This window comes from Pseudoalteromonas sp. MM1 (assembly GCF_030296835.1).
GTDB lineage: Bacteria > Pseudomonadota > Gammaproteobacteria > Enterobacterales > Alteromonadaceae > Pseudoalteromonas.
Genome location: NZ_AP027923.1, coordinates 222,660 through 243,602 on the forward strand (window position 1 = coordinate 222,660; position 20,943 = coordinate 243,602).

A 20,943-nucleotide genomic window follows, 5' to 3' on the forward strand; every position below is an offset into this window, starting at 1 on the left:
CCTATTGTAGTGTGTGTTTTTATGGGTTTGAAATTGTCACATTATCAACACGATATGTTGCGCCAGCCCCTTGGCCCCAATTAGGAAAAATCATTAATACATCTATTGCACTTACATCTAAACCGGCCGCCGATAAGTCAGAAAGTGTATAAGTATATGTTTGCCATTCGTTTAAAACAGGGGCAATGCCTTCAACACTTTCAGTAAGTGCAATCTCTACGGCAGAGTCACCTTCGTTTGACTCAACTTTAAAAAACCATGGCGCATCGGGTGTGCTTGGCATACTCGTAACTTTCATATCAAACGTAATTTGACCAACCGTTATGATAGCGCTTGCATCAAATGCTTCGCCGCTCCCGCCAACAGATGTACGGCTATTAAAGCCCATTACAGTAGGCGTTTCATTTATTGTAAACTCTGCTGTTATACCATGGTCTTCATCATCCATTACTTCCACTGGTGTAGAGCCGCTACAGCAGTCCCACATTGGCCAATCAAGATTTTGAGTATCAGAGAAAACGTCTAGCATAGGAAAGTCTTGAGTTATTTTTACATCATCAACTCTATAAACAGCGCCATTACCAGTGCCCCAAACTGGAAAGATCATAACTACATCAATAGCGCTAATATCTAGGTTTGCAGCAACGAGATCGGTTAATTTAAATGTATATGTTTGCCATTGGCCCACAACCGGCGCAATACCTTCAACGCTTTGAGTAATTGGCAATTCAGCCGCAGTTGGCGAGTCACCTGCGCTTTCAAGCTTTATAACCCAGGTGGAGTTTGGGTCCGATGGAGCATTCATTACTTTCATCTTAAATTGAAAGTATCCTTCTGCTAGAAGTGGCGTTGCATCAAAGGGAGAGGCAACACCTGACTCAGCAGTAATATTCTCAGCTCTTGAAATAAAGCCGTTTACCGTTGGGTTTTCACCGACAGTAAATTCAACAGTATTACCTTGTTGATCGTCAACAACTATTGCCGGAGTTGAACCTCCGCAACAATCCCATGCGGGCCAATTAATATTAAAAGAATCACCAAAAATGGTTAATGGAGTAACTCCGCCTGCTATTGGAATAGGCGCTTCACCTTCAAGTAGGGCATCGTCTAGGCTGTCGTAACCTGGGCGAATAGTTTCACAGCCTTTGCCGGTATCTGGGTTTGATGCACATTGATAAACGCGCACGTAATCAATTGCAAAAGTTTGACCGTTTTCAAATGCGCTGGCATCGATACCTAACTCATTTACATTTTCTGGCCAGTCGCCGCCTACGGCTAAATTTAACAATAAGTGAAAGTCTTTATCGTAAGGCGCGCTGTCCCAATGGGTTTCAAGCTCGCCAGAACCTTGTTCAAAATACTCGGCAAACCAACCGCGATGTTTCAAACCTGCTGCTTCGCCTTTGGAATTATATAATACTTCTGATTGGCGCTGTGTGGCATATAGGTAGCCATCAACGTACCAGCGAATTTCACCTTCTTGCCATTCTACTGCGTAAGTATGAAAATCATCTGCCGGGTTAGTATCTTCAGGAAATTTGTACTCTTGGCCTGTGTAGCTGTTATCTGGCCATGCGCGGCCATAGTGCAATGTGCCATGAATGCTTGATTCAACACCGCCATCCTCATCAGCGGTTTTTAGGTTTACTGATTCTAAAACATCAATTTCGCCAGAACGTGGCCATGTACCGTATTCTTCATCGGTTGGTAGCATCCAAAACGCAGGCCAGCTGCCTTGACCCGAAGGGAGCTTTGCACGTACTTCAAAGCGGCCATAAGTAAAATCAGCATTGTAACGGGTATTTAAACGCGCAGACGTGTATGGCTTTTCAGCGCCTTCTTCTGCAGGTAGGGCAACAATGTTAAGCACACCGTCTTGTATAAAGGCGTTTTCTTCGCTGTCGGTGTAACATTGCTTTTCGTTGTTACCACCGCCATCGCAGTTTAATTCAAAGTTCCACTTGTTAGTATCAATGGTTGAGTCTTCAAACTCGTCGCTCCATACTAACTGCCAATCTGAAACTGGCTCAGAAGCGTCGATATTTTCAAAATTAGATGTTGTGGCAGAGTCGCCACCACAGCCAGCTAAAGACGCTAACGAAATAGCAGCCAGTAAGCGAGCAATGTGTGTTTTTTCAATGTTCATAGCTGAACCCCGGTTTCACAGATTGTTGTCAGAATGTGTGTTTATACTTATTTAAAAGAACTCTATTTATTCATTGTAAGCGCTTACATTTTATATGTGTTTTTGTAAGCGCTTACAAATAATATTGCGCAGCAAGTAAATGGTCAACATATTTGTTTATTATATTTACATTTAGTTTACGGTAAGACCAGTTTGCTAAATTGAACTTTTGATAGAATAATGTGTAAAATTAGTGGTTTAAAGTTTCTTGGTAGGTTTTTTAATTAGCTAATATGCAACATTTTAAAGCGCGATAAGCTGAGCTAGCATGTCGCTATCTGGGTTTTTAATCGGTACATTTATAAGATTCTAACGTGTTATTTTGCCAGCTTATGGCGTGTAAGCTGGTGCTATATAGCACCAGGCTATTTATTTTTAAAAGGCATGATTAGCAAGCCCCACAGCGAGGCGTTTTGCTGCGGGTTAGGGTATTCTTTTAAGCCTATATTTATATCGTTATCGGCTTTTTGCGCTTCATTTTTGTAACTGCCAAATAGTTTGTCCCACCATATAAGGCTAAATCCGTAGTTTGAATTGGTTTCGCTCACGCGTTGGCTATGATGAATACGATGCAGTATTTGGGTCATTAAAATTAATCGAAGTGGTTTTTCTATTGCTTGTGGCAAGCGTATATTTGCATGATTAAATAATGCTAAACCATTAAGTGCTATTTCAAATATTAATACTGCAATAGCGGGTACACCTAAAGCGGTTACGGCAATCAATTTTATAAGTATGCTGAGTACAATTTCGATAGGGTGAAAACGCAAACCTGTGCTGGTATCTACATGGGCATCGGCGTGGTGTACACGGTGTAAACGCCACAAAATAGGCACCTGATGAAAAAGCCGGTGCTGCCAATAAATAAGTATATCAAGCAGTAACATGCTTAAAATAATAGCAACAATACTTGGTGTGGCTATTTGATTAAATAAACCAATACCGTGCTCTTGGTTATAAAGCGCTACGGCGGTTAAGCCTATGGGCACACTTAAGCGGGCAATTAGTGATGAAGCAAACACGAGTCCAAAATTAGCAAACCATCGGGTGTTGCTTTTTATAGGCGATTTACGTGCGGGCATACGCGATTCTAGCAGCATCATAATTACCAAAATGCTAAAAAAGAACCCTAAACGCCACCAAATTTCATTACTCATTAGCTTGTGTAACCTCATCAGCTTCTTGGCGTTTTAACGTGTTATATCCACCATGTATACGTGTAAAAATAGTAATAGCGCACGCAGTAGCAAAAATACTTGCCATTATGGCAAAGTGCTGCGGCCAAATACAAAAGGCAATAAACAACGCTATGGTTTCTGTGCCTTCGGTTAAGCCATTTAAATAGTAAAAACTTTTGTATTTAAACTGGGGTTTTTCGAGCTTAAATTTTTCGGCGGCTATGGCAAAGGCTAAAAAGCTTGAGCCTGTGCCTATAAAAGTGGCCAGTAATATGCTGCCTGCAATGGCATTTTGCTCAGGGTTTGCCAAAATAAAGCCAAGCGGAATTGCCGCGTAAAATAAAAAGTCGAGGGTAATATCTAAAAAACCGCCAGCGCTTGAACTTAAATTTGCATGGCGTGCCAATGCGCCATCAAGCCCATCTAAAATACGATTTAATGCAATAGCCGTTAACGCTGCGTACCACATTTCAAACGCAATGAATGGTACAGCTAATAGCCCTATTAAAAAGCCTGCCACAGTAAGTTGATCGGGCGTTATACCGCGCTTGTGCATTAATGCTACAACCGGGGTTAATAGTGGCTTTATTACCGGGGTGATGTATTTGTCTAACATGCTTGGTGCCTTGTACTATTTGTGCGTTTATTTGGCTAAATTTAAGGTGAGCAGTTTGCCGTTTGCGGCCTCAGCATCGCTATGATCGTGGGTTACCATAATAGCGGGCAGTTTATGCTCACGTATTTGGCTAAATACCAGCTCGCGGGTATCTACTCTTAATTGGGTATCGAGTTTGCTAAATGGCTCATCAAGCAAAATAGCTTTTGGCTCACTTAATAGCATACGCAGTAAAGCAACGCGTGCTTGTTGCCCACCAGAGAGATTGTCGGGGTGGCGATTAGCCATGCCTTTTAATCCTACTTGTTCAAGGGCGCGCTCTATTTTTTCAAGGCGCTGTTTTTTATTGCCTTTAGGCATAGCAAAAGCAATGTTACCGCTTACCGATAAATGCGAAAATAATAACGCATCTTGATAAAGCACACCTATGTGGCGTAAATGTGCAGGCAAGTTATTAATATTTTCACCGTTAAGCCACACTTCGCCATTTGCCCTAAAACCAGTGGGTAATGTGCCGGTAAGCCAATTTAATAAACTTGATTTACCACTGCCTGATGGCCCCATAATAGTAAGTATTTCGCCGCCTTTTACCAGCTCGTTTAAGCTTAGTAATTGCTGGTTTTGACGATAAAGCTGACAATTTTTAACCTCTAAAGATGACTGCATTAAAAACCTTTTAATTTATGGGTTAGCGATGGGCGCTTTTAAAAAAGTACTTTGGTAACACCCACGCCAGTATAAAGCCTATGAGTGGCAATGCCATTTGCATAATGGCATACACCGCACTGGTACGCCTACTTGCGCCATTAGCAAGGGTAACCGCTTCAGTTGTTATGGTTGCAATGCGCCCGCCACCGGCTAAAAGTGTAGGTAAATATTGGCCAAAGCTAATGGCCAAACCAAGTGCTGCTGCAATTAAAATAGGGGCAAATAACTGGGGTAATTTTACGTGTAAAAACACTTTGCAGGGCGTTGCGCCAAGGCTTGCTGCTACATGAGCAAAGCGAGGGTCTAATCGCCTATAACTGCTCGCAAGCGATAAAAACACATACGGTAGTACAAACAATAAATGGGTAAATACCACATTTAAAAACGCCGCTTGGTTATTTACTAGTTGTTGCAGCCACACTAGGCCAAATAAAAACGCAATACTTGGTACAAGCAGCGGTAAATAAATAATTAAGCTGGTAAAGCGCGACATAGGTTTTGCACTTAACTGCTCTGACTCTAAGCATAAAAGCGTAATAATAATGGCAAATAACGTAGTAACTAGCCCTATAGCAAGGGTATTAAAAAGCGGGTTTTGCATTTGCATTAGCGCACTTTTAAAGTGAAGTAGCGTGAGCTGCTCGGGCAGTGCCGCCGGAAAACGCCAAAATCCGGCAACCGACCACATAATTAAGCCAATTAATGAAAGCAAAATAAAGCCAATTACAAATACTGTTAATACGGTTGTTATTTTTTGCCAATAAACACCGCCATATTCTCGCTCGCCATTGGTGAGTAAATCACTAAATAATGCTTTTATGGTTTTTTCGCCGCCAAGCCAAAGAGCGAGTAAACCACCAGTAAGTACAAACTGTAATAATGCCCCTGCAGAGGCTTTAATGCGCAGGTTTAAATCTACATCGTTAAACCAATGCATAATAGCGACAGCCAAGGTGGGTGGTGTATTTGGCCCCAGAATAAGTGGCATTTCTACACTTGCACTGGCATAAGCCAATACGGCTAAAATGGGAAGGCGCAATAATGGGTAAAGGCTTGGCAGTATCACTTTAAAAAAAGCAGTCATAGGGCAGTAGCCTAAATTAAGCGCTACTTTATGTTGTTGGCGCAGTTTTTTGCCAAGCTCAGGTTGGGCAAGCACACCTAGCGCCATTAACAGTAAAAAAGGCAGCTCTTTAAGGGTTAAGCCTAAAATTATACTAATACCAAACGAGTCATGCGGAAACATGCCGTTAGGGGCAAGTTCCCATCCACTAAACCAAGGCGATACTAACCGCGAGATCATACCCGAAGGGGCTATTAAAAAACCTACGGCTATAGCGGCTGCTGCGTGGGGTATTACCAGTATTGGGCTCAGTAAACGCTGAATACGGTTAAGCCACGGGCTATTAAAAAATGCCGCTAAAATCATTAACGTAATGACAAAGGCAAGTAAGGTGCTTATTAATCCGGTGCCAACACTTAGCATAACCATGTGCGTAAGGCCGGGTGTTTGCATAAGCATAGTAAAGCCATGTAGGCCAAGTGTTGTATGTTCAAGTACCGGCGCATAGCCAAAAGCGGGTAATAGCACGCTAATTAGGCCGCCTATTACCGGTAAAATTAGCAATGCCAGTAAAAAGCGTGGGCTTAATTTAACTAATTTACTAAACATATCGGCGCTTTTATGTGGTTTAAGCGCTGGGCTTGCTGCTAACTTATTTGAAACAACACTCATTGGCTTACTCCATAACGCGCTTGCCAACCTTGCATAATCGCGCTTACCCAGCTTGGGTGTGGCTCACTTAGTGTGCGTTTAATACTATTTAAAGGCAGCGCGCTTGGATGTGGTTGCGTTGTTTTAAATAAGGCTTGTTGCTGTGGTGTTAGCGTTGATTGAATAAGTACACTTTTATCGCCCCATATAGGCGCTTTTTGTTTTTGAGCTTGCGCCTCTGGGCTTAATAAAAAATTAGCCACTAACTGCGCACCTTGCTGGTGGCTTGCATTATAAGGAATAGCCACAAAGTGGGTGTTACTTAAACTGCCATCTTGCATTGCATAACTGCGAATACTTTTTGGTAAATCATAACGTTTAACGGCGGCGGGTACTTCGGGCGCTGAAAACGTAAACGCGATGCTTAGCTCGGTGTCGCCTACTAAACGGCGCATTTGCGCACCACTTTGCATAAAATGACTGCCATCGCGCCAAAGTGTTGGGTGCAGTTTATTTAAAAAATCCCATAATGGGCTTAATACTTGGGCTGTATTTTGTGCTGTAGCAGGCTGATTTAACTGCGCTTTAAGTGTATCATCACTTTGTTGATGTAGCATAACAAGCGCGTATTTTAAAAAGCTCATGCCTAAAAAGTCAGGCGGTTTGGGGTAGCTAAAACGCCCCGGATTTTTTGTGCTCCAGCTAAGCAATTGGTTTAAGGTTGTTGGTAACGTGTTATTTGCAGTGCCGTCAATTGCTAAACTGTCGTAATAAAAGGTGAGCGATGCTTGGCCCCAAGGTGCTTCCATTCCATTAGTGGGTATTCCAAAATCAAAATTAACCGCAGGGTTATTACTAGGGTCGGTGTAGCTAAAATTAGGCAGCTTATTAGCCCATTGTTTAAGTAATAATGAGTGCTCGCTCATGGTGGCAAAGTTAGCACCGTTTATCCAAATTAAATCTACGCTGCCTTTATCGTTATTGTTTGCTGATTTTTCGGCCAGTACCCGGCTTACTGCTTCGCTGGTATCACTTAGCTTTACATGTACTAAATTTATGTTGTATTTGGTTTTTACTTGCTGCGCAGCCCATTGAATATACGCATTTATTTGCGCATCACCACCCCAGGCATAAAAATAGACGCTTTGGTTTTTGCCTAAGCTTTCAATTTGCTGCCAACGGCTTTGTAATTGTGTACTTGCTAGGCTTTTAAAGCTAATAACAAGGCAAATGCAAAACGCGACACAGCACACGCTGTATCGCGATAATGTTTGCCAACATTTATTGGCGAGCATTTAAATCCCAGTTGTAGTCTAAAAATTTCACTTTCATGTCGTTATTTTTAAGCGCTTTTTGCTGAGCGGGTATCAGCTTTAGTGCTTTTGGATATAGCAAAAAAAACTGCTGCAGCGTGTTTGCGCCTTTAAAGCCTTGTTCAAAATCATCGCCGTACCACTTAAATATTGAAGACACACTTAGCGTGTTATCTTGCGCTATGTTACGGGTCATGTCTGATAAAAAACGCACCGTTTGCGCTTGCAATTGGCTTTCTAAATCAGTGGCTGTGTAGGCTTCTTCACGTAGTGCTGGGCAGCCAATACTTGCGCAATTTACAGCAAAGTGAATACGTGGGTCGTTGTATTTACCACTGCCACGTATTAAACCATGCTCTATATCATCAAGGCTGCGAGTTTTACCAAGTAATGGTACAAACTCTTTGCTCCATGGTGAGCTAAAAAAACTGCCTAAATCTTTAATTGATTTAAGGTTTGGGTATTTTGTTAATATAAGCTCAACAGTAAAGGCGTTATACGCGTTGATTAAAAACGCCAGCTGTTTAGGTTTTTCCCATGTATCAAACTCATTTTGCGTAACCGCCGATAACGAATCTAAATAGGTTTTAAGCTCGCTGTGCTTAGCTTTAATTGCAGCGTAATCAACTTCTGTGCTGTGGCCATGATTAATAGCTACAACATGGTTGTTTAATAATGTATTCCAGCTGTCGTGTATGTTTTGAGCGTTGCTTGCAAACGATGTTGCAAACAAAGCCGACCCTAACAATAGTGCTTTTAAAGGTGTTTTAAACATATTAGCCTCTGCGCCATGTGTGGTATTTTTCAAGCATGTTAAGTACTTTTTCAGGTGCATGAGCGCGTTTCCACTCGCCTGCTGCGTACTTATTACCTTCAGCCCAAGTTGGGTAGCTGTGAATTGTGCCTAGTATTTTGTTAAGGCCTAAACCGTGTTTCATTGCCAGTACAAACTCAGCAATTAAATCACCAGCATGCTCAGATACCACAGTAACACCGAGTATTTTGTCTTTGCCTTTTGGTGTAATTACTTTGATAAAGCCTTTGGTGGCGCTGTCGGTAATGGCGCGGTCTAGCTCTTCAAATTCAAAGCGAGTGATCTCGTAGTCTATGCCTTTATCAATAGCGTCTTGCTCGTTTAAGCCAACACGTGCTACTTCAGGGTCAATAAATGTGGTCCACGGAATAACACGGTAATCTACTTTAAACTTTTTAAGATTACCAAATAAGCCATTTACTGCTGCGTACCAACCCTGATGAGCGGCTACGTGCGTAAACTGATACGGACCTACAATATCGCCCGCGGCAAAAATGTTAGGGTAAAGCGTTTCAAGGTATTCGTTAGTTACTACAGTACGGTTTGTTTCTATGCCGAGTTCTTCAAGGCCGTAGCCTTTAAGGCGAGCGCTTCGGCCCACAGCACATAGGAGCTCATCGTATTCAATATCGATTTCGGTATCGTTATGTTTTACCACAATGAATTTTTTGCCATCGCGCGCTTCACAGCGAAGTGCCTGATGCGAGGTTAAAATGTTTACGCCGCTCTCAGTAAGCGCTTCGTGAGCAAAGGTAGACACTTCTAGGTCTTCTTTGATCATAATGCGTTCAGCCATTTCAATTTGCGTAACATTTGAGCCTAAGCGTGCAAAGCTTTGTGCAAGTTCACTACCAATTGGACCACCGCCAAGTACAACAAGCTTTTTAGGTGCTTCTTCAAGCTCAGCAAATTTAGTCCATAATGTATCGCTTGTTACATAGCCTGTTTCTTCAATACCAGGTAATGGCGGTACAAATGGGCGTGCGCCAGTGGCAATAACAATAGTACGGGCGGTTAATGTTTGTGTGCCACCATCGTTAAGTTTAATTTCTACAGTCCACGGGTCTAATAATTTACCGTAGCCTTTTACAACATCTACACCTAGGTTTGTGTAGCGCTCAACGCTGTCGTGTGGGGCTACGTCGGCAATTACTTGGTGTACACGTGCCATTACTTTTTTAAACGAAAACTGCGGCGTCGCGTTTTCAAGGCCGTAGTGTTCACCATGGCGAATTTGCTCGGCAATTTTAGCGCTTTTAATAACAGCTTTACTTGGCACACACCCGTAGTTTAAACAGTCGCCGCCCATTTCGCCGGCTTCAATAAGGGTTACTTTGGCTTTAACTGCTGCTGCAATGTAGCTTGTAACTAAGCCGCCAGCACCTGCGCCAATAACAATCATGTTACGGTCAAACTTTTTAGGTTTAGTGTAATTTTTGTATACGCGACGTTTTTTAAACACGTTTAGGATTCCTTTGGCAATGAATGGGAACACACCCAATAAAGCGAACGATAAAATAAGATCTAACGATAAAATGCCTGATAAGCTTTCAATTTGCGCAAGTTGCGTACCCGCGTTTACAAATACAAATGTACCTGCAAGCATGCCTACTTGGCTCACCCAGTAAAAGGTCCACGCTTTAATTGCAGTAACACCCATTAATAAGTTAATTAAAAAGAACGGAAATACTGGCACTAATCTAAGTGTAAATAGGTAAAAGCCACCTTCTTTTTCAACGCCTGCGTCAATAGCGTCTAATCGCTCAGGAAAACGTTGTTTAATTGTATCGCGCAGTAAGTAACGCGATACTAAAAAGGCAAGCGTAGCACCTACAGTTGAGGCAAAAGAGGCTACAAGTAAGCCTTCAACTAAGCCAAATAACGCACCTGCGGCTAATGTTAATATTGCCGCACCCGGTAAAGAGAGAGCCGTTACTACTACGTACAGTAAAAAGAAGCCACCAAAAACCAATAATGGTGATTGTTCTTTATATTGGTTAAATTGCTCCATAGAGCCTTTTAAGCCTTCAAGCGTAAGTAACTGGTGTAAATTAAAGTGAAAGAACATGCCTATTACGACTGCTGCAATCAATATCAAAAATAGTTTTTTTATCATGTTCTCTCTCTTAAAACGTTCTTAAAAATTATGTGAAAGTGTTAGTTTTGCGTTAATTGGTAACTCTGGAAAAGCCAGCGTTGCGCCAAAGTAACCACCTTCAAATACTGGGCGCCAGTTTTTTTGATTAGTGACGTTGTTTACATCTAATCGCAACTTAGTGCTAGGCGTAAATGCGTAGCTAGTATTAACGTTTAGTGTGTATTGATCACGAATTTTAACTGTTGCCAAAAAGTCTAATGGGTAACTCTTTGTATATAGACCTGAAAAACCCATTTGCCATTTCGAATTAATTGAATAATTTCCGTTAAAACTGAACGACTGCTCAGGAATGCCCTGAACTTGGCGGTTTGAAGGTGCAAACGCGGTAAAACTTGGCGCGCCAACACCGGTACCTGCAATAATATCTGGACGCGAATTGTCAAACGCATCGATTACTTGAGCAGAGTCTTGGCTGCTTGCAGAATTGTCGTAACGAGCATCTATGTAGCTATAACCCGCACTTAGCCAATAAGGGTAAGCATCGTAAAATATTTGGCTTTCAAAACCTGTAGTACGAATACCTGTATTGCTGCCGTCGCGATTACGTAAACTGCGGCGCTGGCTAAATACCGCGCCATCAGCGTACCAATCGCTGTCGGTTGGGGCGTACTTTAAGCCAAACTCGACTAATGTGTTTTCGGTAGCAAAATTTTGTGCGCTAATGGTGTTATCGCTGCCAAGCGATGTACCGCCAGCCATACTGTTTGATGTTGCTTCGTTATAACTTGCTGCACCGTAAGTGGTATAGTCGGCATTTATTTTGTAGTTAAAGCTAACTTGGCCAGAATGCAGGGTTTCGTTAATGCTATCGCTTGCAGCAACTTGGCCTTGTGGTGCAATAGGGTCGTTTGCTTCTACATCGTAAAAATCGATGCGGTAACCCACACTAGTATGAAGTTTATCGCCCCAATCTGAATCTTGTTGGATTGCAAGCCCGGTTTGCCATGAACGTGAGTCGGTGGTGTCTGATAAGTTAAAGTCGCCGCTGCCATCGTTATCTAAATCGTATTGGCCACCAGGTGATACAAATACACCTGGGCTTAGCTCTACTAAACGCGCTTTTTGTGCATCGGTTAAAGGAATGCGACGGTTTGAAAGTGGGCCAGTTAAATCAATTGGTAAGTCGGCCTCGGTTGTAAATTGGCTGTAGCCAAGTACTTTGTTATAGCGTACGTCAAAAGCAAAAATTGTTTGCTGGTCGCTATTCCATCTGTAGGTAAGTTCAGTGCGGTTTTGCGCTGTATCGGCGCCGTCTATAATTTCTACAAAGCTGTTTTGGGCTATTTCTTCACGCTGTAAATGCTGAAAATACGTAATGTTTTTAAGTGAGGCATTAGCGCTTAGCTCACGCTTATAAATGCTGTGAATTAAGTAGGTTGTTGCTTCGTTTTGGTTATCAGGGTCGGTAAGTACGGTGCTGCGATCTATTTTTACTTGCCCAGTAGGCGACACAATAGAACCCGCTGCGGGTACGGTACTGCCATTTGCTTGCACGCCTTGGCCGGTAATATAAAGGCCATCATCAATTAAGGCTTGGGTAGGGCGGTTAATACCGGCGTTATCGGTAAATTCAACTTGGTATAGCTCAAAGTTAATATCCCAACTGCTTTTGTCGTCTGGTAATACCCGTAGTGCTGCAAATAAGCTGTCGCTTTTAGTGCCTGAGTAATCGTAGTAACTGCCTTCATCGAGGTGCTCGTAACTTACTCTAAGGCCAACTTTGTCTTTTATAATCGGCGCTGTGTAATCTACTTGGGCGCTGTATTGATCCCATCGTCCTGCAGAGAGCTTAACCTTACCCTTACTTTCATCTGTAGAAGCAACTTTTGAATGTAAATTTACAAAACCACCGTTACGTTGGCTTGAACCAAATAAAACCGGCGGGGCACCCTTTACTACATCTATTTGTTCTATAGAGTTGAACGATAACGGCACGCCAAAGCCATTATTACCCGCTTGGCGACGTGTACCATCTTGAAAAAGCTCACCCAATTGGCCACGAATAGTAGGTAAACTTGGCGCACCAAAGCCACTTGCAGAATAAGTGTTTGGGCTTACTGCAAGTACGTCTTGTAGGGTAGTAATATTTAGCTGCTCTATTAACTCGCTTGAAATAGGCGTGACCGAGCGGGCTATATCTTGCAGTGCTAGGTTGTCGCCGAAGGGGCCGTTAATAGTAGCATCTTTTACAGAAAGCCCTTGAGATTTAATAGTTTGGCCTGCCACTTCAATACGTTCAATCGAATCGGTATTGCTTGCAGGTTCTGCCGCATGAGCATAAAAATTAGTTGTGAGTGAAGCGGCTATAAAAAGTGCCAAATATGAATGTTTCAAAAGGGTTCTCATTTTAGTTAGTGTGAATGTGGCAATAAAGACCTGTAGCTTTGTAAATAACTTTCAGTGAATATTAATTCTTTTTGTTTTTTAGAACGAAACGTTAAAAGCTTAGCATAGAGGCAAACTTTTAATTATAAAAATTACTATACGAAATTAATGCTGAAATTGGACAGGTAAATGACTGAAAATATTTTTGTTTTTTGTGAAATAAAATTGCTTAACAGCGGTCTTGCTAGTTTCAACATTAAATTATTTAGTTTTAAGGAAATTTTATGACTGGTACAACAGGTACTGATTTTCAAAATCGTCTGCAATGGTCGCTTTTTTCACTACGTTTAGGCGTATTTATTGTAATGATTATGTGGACGTTTGATAAGTTTGTTAATCCTGGGCATAGCGCACGTATTTTTGAGCATTTTTATGGAATTAGCGGCTCTACTGATGTTGTTGCTTATGTGCTGGGTGGATTACAACTTATTTTAGTGTTGGCCTTTGTGGCAGGTATTAAAAAACGCCTTACTTATGGCGTAATTTTTGTAATGCACGGTCTTTCTACACTTTCATCTTACAACCAGTATATTGATGGCTTTAATAACTTACTATTTTTTACAGCGTGGCCAATGTGGGCAGCGTGTTTTGCACTTTACCTATTACGTGACCAAGACGTAAAACTTACTGTTAAATAATTTTATTTAAAGCAAAAAAATGGTTATAAGCCATACGGCTTATAACCAATAAGTACACAGGGGAGTGTATGGATGTCGGTTCTAATGCATTGCATCGTTATACTGATCAGCTAGGCTCTCTTTTTGACCTTCGGTTAAAGCTTTACCCGCTAACTGAAATACCTCATGTTCTTCTTCACTTAAATGATGATGCACCAAATGATGCAGCTTTTTAGCCGCAACTAACCAGGCAGATGAGCTCATTTTGGTATCTTCAAGTTGTTCAATCAATTCGTCTATTTCGTGGTGCTCTGCAACGCTGTGGCGAGCTTTTTCATGCGTTAAATCATCAAACATAAGCGGGTTATAAAAATAGCGCTCTTCAAATTTAGCGTGATCTTCTAATTGGGTTTTAAGCTCGCCCATTAGCTTATGGCGCTCAGTTGTATCGCCGTGAGTTTGAATAAGTGCATCTACCAATTTACGTTGTTTATCGTGATCGTGACGTAGCGCTTCAAATATATTCATAACTAATCCTTTACTTGCTCTTTAATAGCTTACAAATGTTAAAGCAAGCTAAGTGCCATTTTTTAACTTGTTGTATTTAATTAACTTATATTTTTTATTTGTTCGTGGGAGTATGCGGCCTGTAAGTTTTACAAGCACGCTTATGCAATATTTTCAGGCTTTAGATCTACAGAACCTTACAATTATTTGCTGGCTGCATTTTTATTTGAAGTGATAAAGTAGTGATACTATATAGGTACAATTTAAATACATTACCCTATTGATGCTTTAGTGTAAGGGACAGTTTAAGGGATAGCTTAGAGGACAGTTTAAGGATGAGCATAAAAATCTCGATTACAACATTGTTACTTTGCGCATTATTAAGTGCATGTAGTACAGCGCCGCATTATGGAAGTAGTTTATGCAGGGAAGAAGCGGGAATGACTGGGTTAAATGGCAGCCAAACAAGCCCAGAGGTTTACAATGAATGTATGAGCGCTCAAATAAAAAAGGATGCTAAAGAGGATACTTTTTTGATGAAGTTGCAGTGTTTTTTATTGATTTACTTATTTTGATAGCCGACTAAGTGAGCAAACTTGCAGCTATAATTTAAAACTGAAGGGTGCGTAAAATAGGATTGATTATGAAATTGTTTTTAACTGTATTCTTACTGTGTATATTTCTAACTGGCTGTGCGGCAAAGCCTTATGCGGGCTCTGCAAAGTGTATGGAGCAAGCTGATATTGCATACGAAACGCAAACACATAAAAATGAGTCATTTAACAATGAATGCAAAGCTGCAAACGTAAATGTACCTAATAAAGCGCTTGAGAATCATGGCGTGTTAGATAGGAGTATTTTGCAAACGCTGGCTCATTTTTTAAATGGGCTTTTTAACTAAAGGTAAAGCAATGAATAAAGCGTTAAGAGCAAAAATTGTTGCTGTGTGCGATAAAAAAATAGCAGCCAAAGGCGAAAATGTAGGGCTTTCTTTTTATGCTTTTTTTGCAAATAAAAACGACAACCCAGAGCTGCTCATGCAAGCCGCAACTTGGTGGATACACACCCATAAATTAGATCACTTTGAAAAAGCCCACAAAATAAAACAATTGATTATTGATGGAAAATAACCTTGACGCCCATTTGAATAGTTGTATAAAGCGAAAACCTAGTTTGTTAATTTAAGATGGGTGTCACAGTTATTATTCTAGTAAATAACTATGAAAACCATTTATAGAATAATCATAACACCACCAAAAATAACACTGGCACCCACGCCAGATTCAAAGATAGTTATTACTAATAACTATCCTTGGCTTTTCGCAAATTTTATTGTCTATAAATTTGTATTGGTTGACATGTAGAATGAATGCTCTACCATGGAGTGTAGCATTCATTCTACATGGGTTAAACACTATGCTAAAACAAGAAATAGCTGCTGCGCTTGAGGTGGCTTTTAGTCAACATGGTTTTGCCGAGCCAAGCGTGGCAAAGCTGCAAAAACTCAGTGGCGTTAGTTTGCGCACCCTTTATAAATATTACCCGTCAAAGCAGGCAATGATCATTGCTGCGCTTGAGTATCGCCATAATCGCTATATTAATTTTTTACTTAAAGATGCGCCTGCACCGGGTGCTGAGGCGGTTTTGCATATGTTTGAACAGCTAAAAGCGTGGATGGTGGAATTTGCGCCTAACGGCTGTTTATCTATCAATGCGCTGTCGGCGTTTCCTGAGGATGAAGCTATTAGCTTTGCGGTGCAAACTCATAAAAATGACGTAAAAAAACTGTTAGGTGAGCAAGGCTTAAATCCATCATTGGCTAGTAGCTTGTTTTTGCTGCATGAAGGAGTGTCGAGCGCGTGGCCAGTTATGGGCGATGAGGCGGTTACATCAGCAAAAAACATTATTCTTAAATTAATATAATGGAGCAACCAATGGCAAATTTACCTAGTACAATGCATGGCGTACAGCTTACGGAGCATGGTGATTTTGATGTATTAAAGTATGCAACTAACTTACCGTTGCCAGCGCTTGCACAAACCGATGTACTTATAAAAGTTATGGCGGCAGGTGTTAATAACACCGATCTGAATACCCGCACGGCGTGGTACGCTAAAAAACAAAGCAGTAAAGACGATGCAAGTTGGTCTGGTGATGCGTTTGTTTTTCCGCGCATTCAAGGTGCAGATGTATGTGGTGTAATAGTAGCCGTAGGTGAAAGTGTTGATAAAAGCCGTATTGGCGAGCGTATTTTAGTTGAGCCATGTTTAGTAAAAGCTAACGGCGAAACACTAAAAGCACCGTGGTATTTTGGCTCAGAGTGCGATGGCGGATTTGCACAGTACACTGTAGTTGATTCAATCCATGCTTATACAATTAATAGTCGCTATAGCGATGTTGAGCTGGCGTCTTTTCCGTGCTCATATTCTACAGCCGAAAACATGTTGTACCGCTCAAACCCACAGCCAGGGGAAACTGTTTTAATAACGGGAGCCTCCGGCGGGGTTGGCTCTGCGGCTGTGCAATTAGCCAAAGCGCGTGGTGCGAGTGTTATTGCAATTACTAGTAAAAGTAAGGCACAGCAGTTAAAAGATTTAGGTGCCGATAAAGTGGTACTACGCGAAGATGATTTAATTCAAGCGTTAGGTAAAAACAGTGTTGATGTTGTTATTGATCTGGTAGCTGGCGAGCAATGGCCAAAGCTACTAGAAGTGTTAAAACCAAAAGGGCGTTATGCGGTGTCGGGCGCTATAGGCGGAGCGTTAGTAGAGCTTGATATACGTACTTTGTACTTAAAAGATTTAACGTTTTTTGGCTGTACAGTTATAGAGCCTGAGGTGTTTAAAAGTTTAGTCAACTTTATTGAACAAGAAAAAATTAAACCTATTGTGGCGCAAACATTTCCATTGAGCGAAATAGTTACAGCGCAAAAAGTGTTTGCACAAAAACAACACGTAGGAAAAATTGTACTAACTATCCCCCATAGCGAATAGCGCGTTAAACAACACAGCCCGTTACAAAATTAACGGGCTTTTTAGTGGCAACAAGCTTATAAGCTTTTTTTAGGCGGTAAAGCCACGTTTGCAAATATAAGCCCCGCTACAAGCGACATAAATATTAAAAATGTTTGCTGGCCTATATGCTCGGCATAAACAAAGTCTTGGCCTTCAATAAGCGAGTTTAAGCCAATATAAGTTTTACTGCCGGGTACCAATACAATTAAGCCTTGCATGGCAACAATGGAAGCTGGGGCATTTGCAACGCGATTAAATAAGTTACTAAACACACCAACTGAAAGCGCACCAACAAACGTGCCTAACGTGTAGTCAAGGTACATAGCCGAACCAATACTCGTGCCATAGGCTATAAAGCCAGAAGCGATTGACCATCCTGCATGTTTAAGCTTGGTTCTAAATATCACTATTAAGCTACTACAAAGTAAAAATATAGCCAGCCACGCCGTCCAACGCGGAAGTGGCTCGGGCTGTACAAAGTCGGTTTGGCCAAACAGGGCAAAGCCAATGCCTATGCCAATAAAGGCGCCAAAGTACAGTTTAAATAACAGCATGAACGAGTCCATAACCCGTGCCGTACCCGACACCAAATGCCTAGCGGCAAGCTCTGCTAAACCAAGGGCTAGTGCTAAACCGGGTATAAACACAATAATGGCTGAAAGCACCACTAACCGTATATTTATATCGGGCGAAATATACACACTTACCGCACAAGCCAACACAGCCGATACTATAGCAACAAGAGGCTCTAGCATGTGAGCAACTCGCTTAGAGCGGTTTGACCACAGCACAAACGCATACACCACTAAAGTGAGTAACGCTGACCAAATAACGTCTGTCCAGCTGGTGCCCATGAGCATGGCAAATGCACCACCCGATGTTGCAAAAGCTATACCGGTTACAAGTTTATTGTAAGGGTTTGGCATGTCGTAAATGGCATCAAGCTGCGCATCTACTTCTTGTAATGTGAGCTTGCCGTCAAGCATCTGATTTACTAAGTCGTCGGTATCGGCAAGTGAGCCTAAGTCGTGATCGCCTGGGTCTACACGTGCCACGTGGGTGTATTCGTCTTCGTGGCCATCAGTCCAAATTACAAACGTTACTGAAGTAGGCGACATAACAAAAGACGATTTAAGTCCTAAGTAAGTGGCCACTTCCATTAAGTGTGCTTCTAGGCGGTACGCAGGGGTGCCGTACTTATGAAGCATTTTACCTAATTTAACGATAAATTTGCGTTTTTCAGTAAAGGTTGCAGTTTTCAAATCTTGTATGGACCAGTGTGTAAATAAATTAGCTAAAAGTATAGGCTAAAACGCCCATTTGTAATGGGCGCGATTTTAAACACAAATCTGTAGGAGTCTAGTCATTTTTAATCTAATTTTTTATTTTTTTCAGCAATCCATTGCGCCATATACTGCGTACTGCGCATAGTATGGTGTTTTAACATTTGTCCGGTGAAGTTTTTTTCCCTATGCGCTTTTAAATCGTTGCTTATAGAGTCAATTTTATTAATTAACGCCGCGCTTAATTTTACTTTGTCGTAGAGTGTATTAAGTAGCGTATTGCCAGCTTGCTGCGCGTGTTTAAAACCGGCTTGATTGGTGTAAAGCTCAACGGCTGCATTTGCAAAATCGTCAATATTATTAGCCACTTTACCAGGCCATGGTAAATCGTTGTGCATTCCCTCTGCGCCAATATTAGTGGTAACGCTGGGCGTTTGCATTATCATGGCTTCAAGTAACTTGCCTTTTATACCCGCGCCAAAACGAAGGGGCGCTAAACACACGCGTGCGCTTTGCATTACCTCATAGGCGTCATCGGCCCAGCCTTTTATTAAAAAGCCTGTTTTAGGGTTATTAAGAGCGGTTGCTTTTGGGGGCGGGTAAGAGCCATAAATGTGTAGCTCGGCTTTTGGTAGTTGCTTACGAATTAATGGCCATATTTTTTGTAAGTAAAGAACCGCATCCCAGTTTGGGGCGTGTCTAAAGTTACCTATGGTCATAAAGTGTGCGCGTTCATCAAAGCGCTTAGTGGTTTTAGGTAATGCACTTAAATCGACCATAAACGGTAAATGGTGTAATAAGCTTGGTTCGACCTTAAATACACTATTGAGTAACTCCATTTCGAAGCTTGAAATAATTAAGCTGAGGTCGCAGCGCAAAATTGCGGCTATTTCGCGCTTGGCTATGTCTGAATGTAAATCGCTGGTGGTAAATTCACGCTCGCCTTTGTGCGCTTCGTGGCGCGCATTGCGTAAACATTGTAAATCTTCGGTATCGAGGATTTTAATGGCATTCGGGCAGTGTTTATCTACACGCCAGCCAAATTGCTCTTCCATCATAAAGCGGTCAAACATCACTATGTCTGGGTTGTACGCTTTAGCGTACTCATCAAAACTTTCGCAGTTAAGAGCAATGCTTTGGCTCGTTATACCAAAGTCGTTTAGGTTAACCATGTGCTCGGTGCGCTGTGCTGGGGTGGCAAATTCTACTTGCCAATTTTGCGCTTTAAACGCGGTTAATAACGACATCATGTGCGTACCTGCAGCAGATGAGTTTGGCTCTGGCCATACGTAACCAATTACCAGCACTTTTTTCATTACGGTGTTTCTCTAATTTGTAGGTTTACATTTACCAGTGTTTTTACTGGCGCAGTGTGTGTTTGTAGTTGCTCTTGCAGCACTAAAATAGTGCGCTTAGCAAGCTCTTGGGTGTTTATATTGGCGCAAGTAAAGCGCGGTTGCATTTCGGTAATATCAGGAATATGCAAGCAGCTTACTATATTGTTTTTTAAATGCGGGGCGGCGGCTAAAACGCCATGCGCAATTATGTTGTTAGCGCATACAACCGCATCAATACTCGGCTTATTAAGTAATGTGTTATTAAATACTTGCTTTGCATGTAATGGAGTGTTTTTTGTGCACGTAATAGCTGGCTCGGGGATTATATTGTGTTTTTTACACGCACTATTAAAGCCGCTTAATAAATCCTCTGTCGATAAGCTTTCATCACCCATAAACAGTATGTTTTTAGGCGACTCACTTATTAGCTGTAATGTAACTACATGGCTTGCTTTAGTGTAGTCGGGTAAAACACATGGAGCTGAGCTGTAAGGTACTTCGTGCATTAGGCTAATAACGGGGTGGGTGGCTGCAAGGTTGTCGAGCCACTGCGCACAGGTGTTAGCCACAGGGCACATTATAAATGCAGCTACTTTGTATTCTTTTAAATTATTTATTAGCTGCGTTTGGCGCTCTACGCTGTTGTTACTACTAACAATAATGGCTTGAAAAAAAACCTCGCTTAATACTTGCTCTATATTTTTAGCAAGTAATGCCATAAGCGGATTTGTTAAATCATCAATTACAACAGCCACTAAGTTTGAACGCCCAGAGCGCATTGCTGCAGCATCACGGTTATAAACATAACCGAGCTCATTAATTGCGTTTAACACTTTTTGTTTGCTTTTAGCGGCTACTTTATTGCTTTGTGTAAGCACTAACGACACGGTCGATTTAGACACACCCGCACGGTGAGCAACATCAAAAATAGTGACCGATTTAGCTTTGTCAGGCATGGTATTTTAAGCGCGCAGTGATGAGTAAATAGCTGCGTAGTGTAGCGTATATAATGCAATTAAGTCATCTTTTAGCGCTGTAATTTAAAGCTTAATACTTTATGAACAGGTCAAAACATGTTTATATACCTTTTATAATCTTAAAAATAACAAAAGGA

General features: G+C 41.5%; 18 protein-coding genes. 5 read left to right on the forward strand and 13 right to left on the reverse strand.

Annotated elements, in window-relative coordinates:
- Window positions 1–19: 19 nt before the first annotated feature.
- The 9 genes from QUE46_RS17660 to QUE46_RS17700 form a co-directional block, all read right to left on the reverse strand.
- Window positions 20–2,146 carry a glycoside hydrolase family 16 protein gene (locus QUE46_RS17660; protein ID WP_286248971.1) on the reverse strand — a complete coding sequence of 709 codons (2,127 nt, stop codon included), beginning with the start codon at window positions 2,144–2,146 and terminating at the stop codon, window positions 20–22.
- 404 nt (window positions 2,147–2,550) lie between these two features.
- Window positions 2,551–3,342: a sterol desaturase family protein gene (locus QUE46_RS17665; protein ID WP_286248974.1), complete on the reverse strand. Its 792-nt coding sequence runs from the start codon at window positions 3,340–3,342 to the stop codon at window positions 2,551–2,553.
- The gene (locus tag QUE46_RS17670) at window positions 3,335–3,979 is read right to left on the reverse strand and encodes a CDP-alcohol phosphatidyltransferase family protein (RefSeq protein WP_286248976.1); all 645 of its coding nucleotides are present in this window, start codon (window positions 3,977–3,979) and stop codon (window positions 3,335–3,337) included. Before QUE46_RS17670 ends, QUE46_RS17665 begins: the two co-directional genes overlap by 8 nt.
- Window positions 3,980–4,006: 27 nt before the next feature.
- Window positions 4,007–4,645, reverse strand: coding sequence for an ATP-binding cassette domain-containing protein (locus QUE46_RS17675; RefSeq protein ID WP_286248978.1), 639 nt, complete (start codon window positions 4,643–4,645; stop codon window positions 4,007–4,009).
- 22 nt (window positions 4,646–4,667) lie between these two features.
- Window positions 4,668–6,422: an ABC transporter permease gene (locus QUE46_RS17680; protein WP_286248980.1), complete on the reverse strand. Its 1,755-nt coding sequence runs from the start codon at window positions 6,420–6,422 to the stop codon at window positions 4,668–4,670.
- Window positions 6,419–7,696, reverse strand: coding sequence for an ABC transporter substrate-binding protein (locus QUE46_RS17685; RefSeq protein ID WP_286248982.1), 1,278 nt, complete (start codon window positions 7,694–7,696; stop codon window positions 6,419–6,421). Before QUE46_RS17685 ends, QUE46_RS17680 begins: the two co-directional genes overlap by 4 nt.
- Window positions 7,683–8,489 (reverse strand): DUF547 domain-containing protein, encoded by an 807-nt coding sequence (locus QUE46_RS17690; protein ID WP_286248984.1) that lies wholly within the window; start codon window positions 8,487–8,489, stop codon window positions 7,683–7,685. Before QUE46_RS17690 ends, QUE46_RS17685 begins: the two co-directional genes overlap by 14 nt.
- Window position 8,490: 1 nt before the next feature.
- Window positions 8,491–10,644, reverse strand: a complete 2,154-nt coding sequence (locus QUE46_RS17695) for an FAD-dependent oxidoreductase (RefSeq protein ID WP_286248986.1) — start codon at window positions 10,642–10,644, stop codon at window positions 8,491–8,493.
- Between the two features lie 21 nt (window positions 10,645–10,665).
- On the reverse strand, window positions 10,666–13,020 hold the full coding sequence (locus QUE46_RS17700; RefSeq protein ID WP_286248988.1) for a TonB-dependent siderophore receptor: 2,355 nt from the start codon (window positions 13,018–13,020) through the stop codon (window positions 10,666–10,668).
- 275 nt (window positions 13,021–13,295) lie between these two features.
- On the opposite strand from QUE46_RS17700, the gene QUE46_RS17705 reads away from it, so the two are divergent.
- A complete protein-coding gene (locus tag QUE46_RS17705; RefSeq protein WP_286248990.1) occupies window positions 13,296–13,709 on the forward strand; it encodes a hypothetical protein in 414 nt (137 codons plus the stop codon).
- A gap of 81 nt (window positions 13,710–13,790) precedes the next feature.
- Here the strand turns inward: QUE46_RS17705 and QUE46_RS17710 are convergent, their stop codons facing one another.
- Window positions 13,791–14,216, reverse strand: a complete 426-nt coding sequence (locus QUE46_RS17710; protein WP_286248993.1) for a hemerythrin domain-containing protein — start codon at window positions 14,214–14,216, stop codon at window positions 13,791–13,793.
- 622 nt (window positions 14,217–14,838) lie between these two features.
- On the opposite strand from QUE46_RS17710, the gene QUE46_RS17715 reads away from it, so the two are divergent.
- From QUE46_RS17715 to QUE46_RS17730, 4 genes are all read left to right on the forward strand, one after another.
- Window positions 14,839–15,096 (forward strand): hypothetical protein, encoded by a 258-nt coding sequence (locus QUE46_RS17715; RefSeq protein WP_286248995.1) that lies wholly within the window; start codon window positions 14,839–14,841, stop codon window positions 15,094–15,096.
- A gap of 10 nt (window positions 15,097–15,106) precedes the next feature.
- The gene (locus tag QUE46_RS17720) at window positions 15,107–15,325 is read left to right on the forward strand and encodes a DUF6500 family protein (RefSeq protein WP_286248997.1); all 219 of its coding nucleotides are present in this window, start codon (window positions 15,107–15,109) and stop codon (window positions 15,323–15,325) included.
- A gap of 286 nt (window positions 15,326–15,611) precedes the next feature.
- Window positions 15,612–16,118, forward strand: a complete 507-nt coding sequence (locus QUE46_RS17725; protein ID WP_286248999.1) for a TetR/AcrR family transcriptional regulator — start codon at window positions 15,612–15,614, stop codon at window positions 16,116–16,118.
- 11 nt (window positions 16,119–16,129) lie between these two features.
- On the forward strand, window positions 16,130–17,188 hold the full coding sequence (locus QUE46_RS17730; RefSeq protein WP_286249001.1) for an alcohol dehydrogenase family protein: 1,059 nt from the start codon (window positions 16,130–16,132) through the stop codon (window positions 17,186–17,188).
- Between the two features lie 56 nt (window positions 17,189–17,244).
- Here QUE46_RS17730 and QUE46_RS17735 read toward each other — a convergent pair whose 3' ends face one another.
- From QUE46_RS17735 to QUE46_RS17745, 3 genes are all read right to left on the reverse strand, one after another.
- Window positions 17,245–18,471 (reverse strand): threonine/serine exporter ThrE family protein, encoded by a 1,227-nt coding sequence (locus QUE46_RS17735; RefSeq protein ID WP_248450447.1) that lies wholly within the window; start codon window positions 18,469–18,471, stop codon window positions 17,245–17,247.
- 107 nt (window positions 18,472–18,578) lie between these two features.
- Window positions 18,579–19,808 carry a glycosyltransferase family 4 protein gene (locus QUE46_RS17740; protein WP_286249007.1) on the reverse strand — a complete coding sequence of 410 codons (1,230 nt, stop codon included), beginning with the start codon at window positions 19,806–19,808 and terminating at the stop codon, window positions 18,579–18,581.
- The gene (locus QUE46_RS17745) at window positions 19,808–20,785 is read right to left on the reverse strand and encodes a LacI family DNA-binding transcriptional regulator (RefSeq protein WP_286249009.1); all 978 of its coding nucleotides are present in this window, start codon (window positions 20,783–20,785) and stop codon (window positions 19,808–19,810) included. Before QUE46_RS17745 ends, QUE46_RS17740 begins: the two co-directional genes overlap by 1 nt.
- Between the last annotated feature and the right edge of the window lie 158 nt (window positions 20,786–20,943).

Excerpts from the sequence above, each read along its gene's own strand:
- QUE46_RS17660 (WP_286248971.1), bottom strand. The coding sequence starts at position 2,146 with ATGAACATTGAAAAAACACACATTGCTCGCTTACTGGCTGCTATTTCG.
- QUE46_RS17670 (WP_286248976.1), bottom strand. The coding sequence starts at position 3,979 with ATGTTAGACAAATACATCACCCCGGTAATAAAGCCACTATTAACCCCG.
- QUE46_RS17730 (WP_286249001.1), top strand. The coding sequence starts at position 16,130 with ATGGCAAATTTACCTAGTACAATGCATGGCGTACAGCTTACGGAGCAT.
- QUE46_RS17690 (WP_286248984.1), bottom strand. The coding sequence starts at position 8,489 with ATGTTTAAAACACCTTTAAAAGCACTATTGTTAGGGTCGGCTTTGTTT.
- QUE46_RS17740 (WP_286249007.1), bottom strand. The coding sequence starts at position 19,808 with ATGAAAAAAGTGCTGGTAATTGGTTACGTATGGCCAGAGCCAAACTCA.
- QUE46_RS17715 (WP_286248995.1), top strand. The coding sequence starts at position 14,839 with ATGAAATTGTTTTTAACTGTATTCTTACTGTGTATATTTCTAACTGGC.
- QUE46_RS17745 (WP_286249009.1), bottom strand. The coding sequence starts at position 20,785 with ATGCCTGACAAAGCTAAATCGGTCACTATTTTTGATGTTGCTCACCGT.
- QUE46_RS17725 (WP_286248999.1), top strand. The coding sequence starts at position 15,612 with ATGCTAAAACAAGAAATAGCTGCTGCGCTTGAGGTGGCTTTTAGTCAA.
- QUE46_RS17695 (WP_286248986.1), bottom strand. The coding sequence starts at position 10,644 with ATGATAAAAAAACTATTTTTGATATTGATTGCAGCAGTCGTAATAGGC.
- QUE46_RS17685 (WP_286248982.1), bottom strand. The coding sequence starts at position 7,696 with ATGCTCGCCAATAAATGTTGGCAAACATTATCGCGATACAGCGTGTGC.
- QUE46_RS17665 (WP_286248974.1), bottom strand. The coding sequence starts at position 3,342 with ATGAGTAATGAAATTTGGTGGCGTTTAGGGTTCTTTTTTAGCATTTTG.
- QUE46_RS17675 (WP_286248978.1), bottom strand. The coding sequence starts at position 4,645 with ATGCAGTCATCTTTAGAGGTTAAAAATTGTCAGCTTTATCGTCAAAAC.
- QUE46_RS17705 (WP_286248990.1), top strand. The coding sequence starts at position 13,296 with ATGACTGGTACAACAGGTACTGATTTTCAAAATCGTCTGCAATGGTCG.
- QUE46_RS17720 (WP_286248997.1), top strand. The coding sequence starts at position 15,107 with ATGAATAAAGCGTTAAGAGCAAAAATTGTTGCTGTGTGCGATAAAAAA.
- QUE46_RS17680 (WP_286248980.1), bottom strand. The coding sequence starts at position 6,422 with ATGAGTGTTGTTTCAAATAAGTTAGCAGCAAGCCCAGCGCTTAAACCA.
- QUE46_RS17710 (WP_286248993.1), bottom strand. The coding sequence starts at position 14,216 with ATGAATATATTTGAAGCGCTACGTCACGATCACGATAAACAACGTAAA.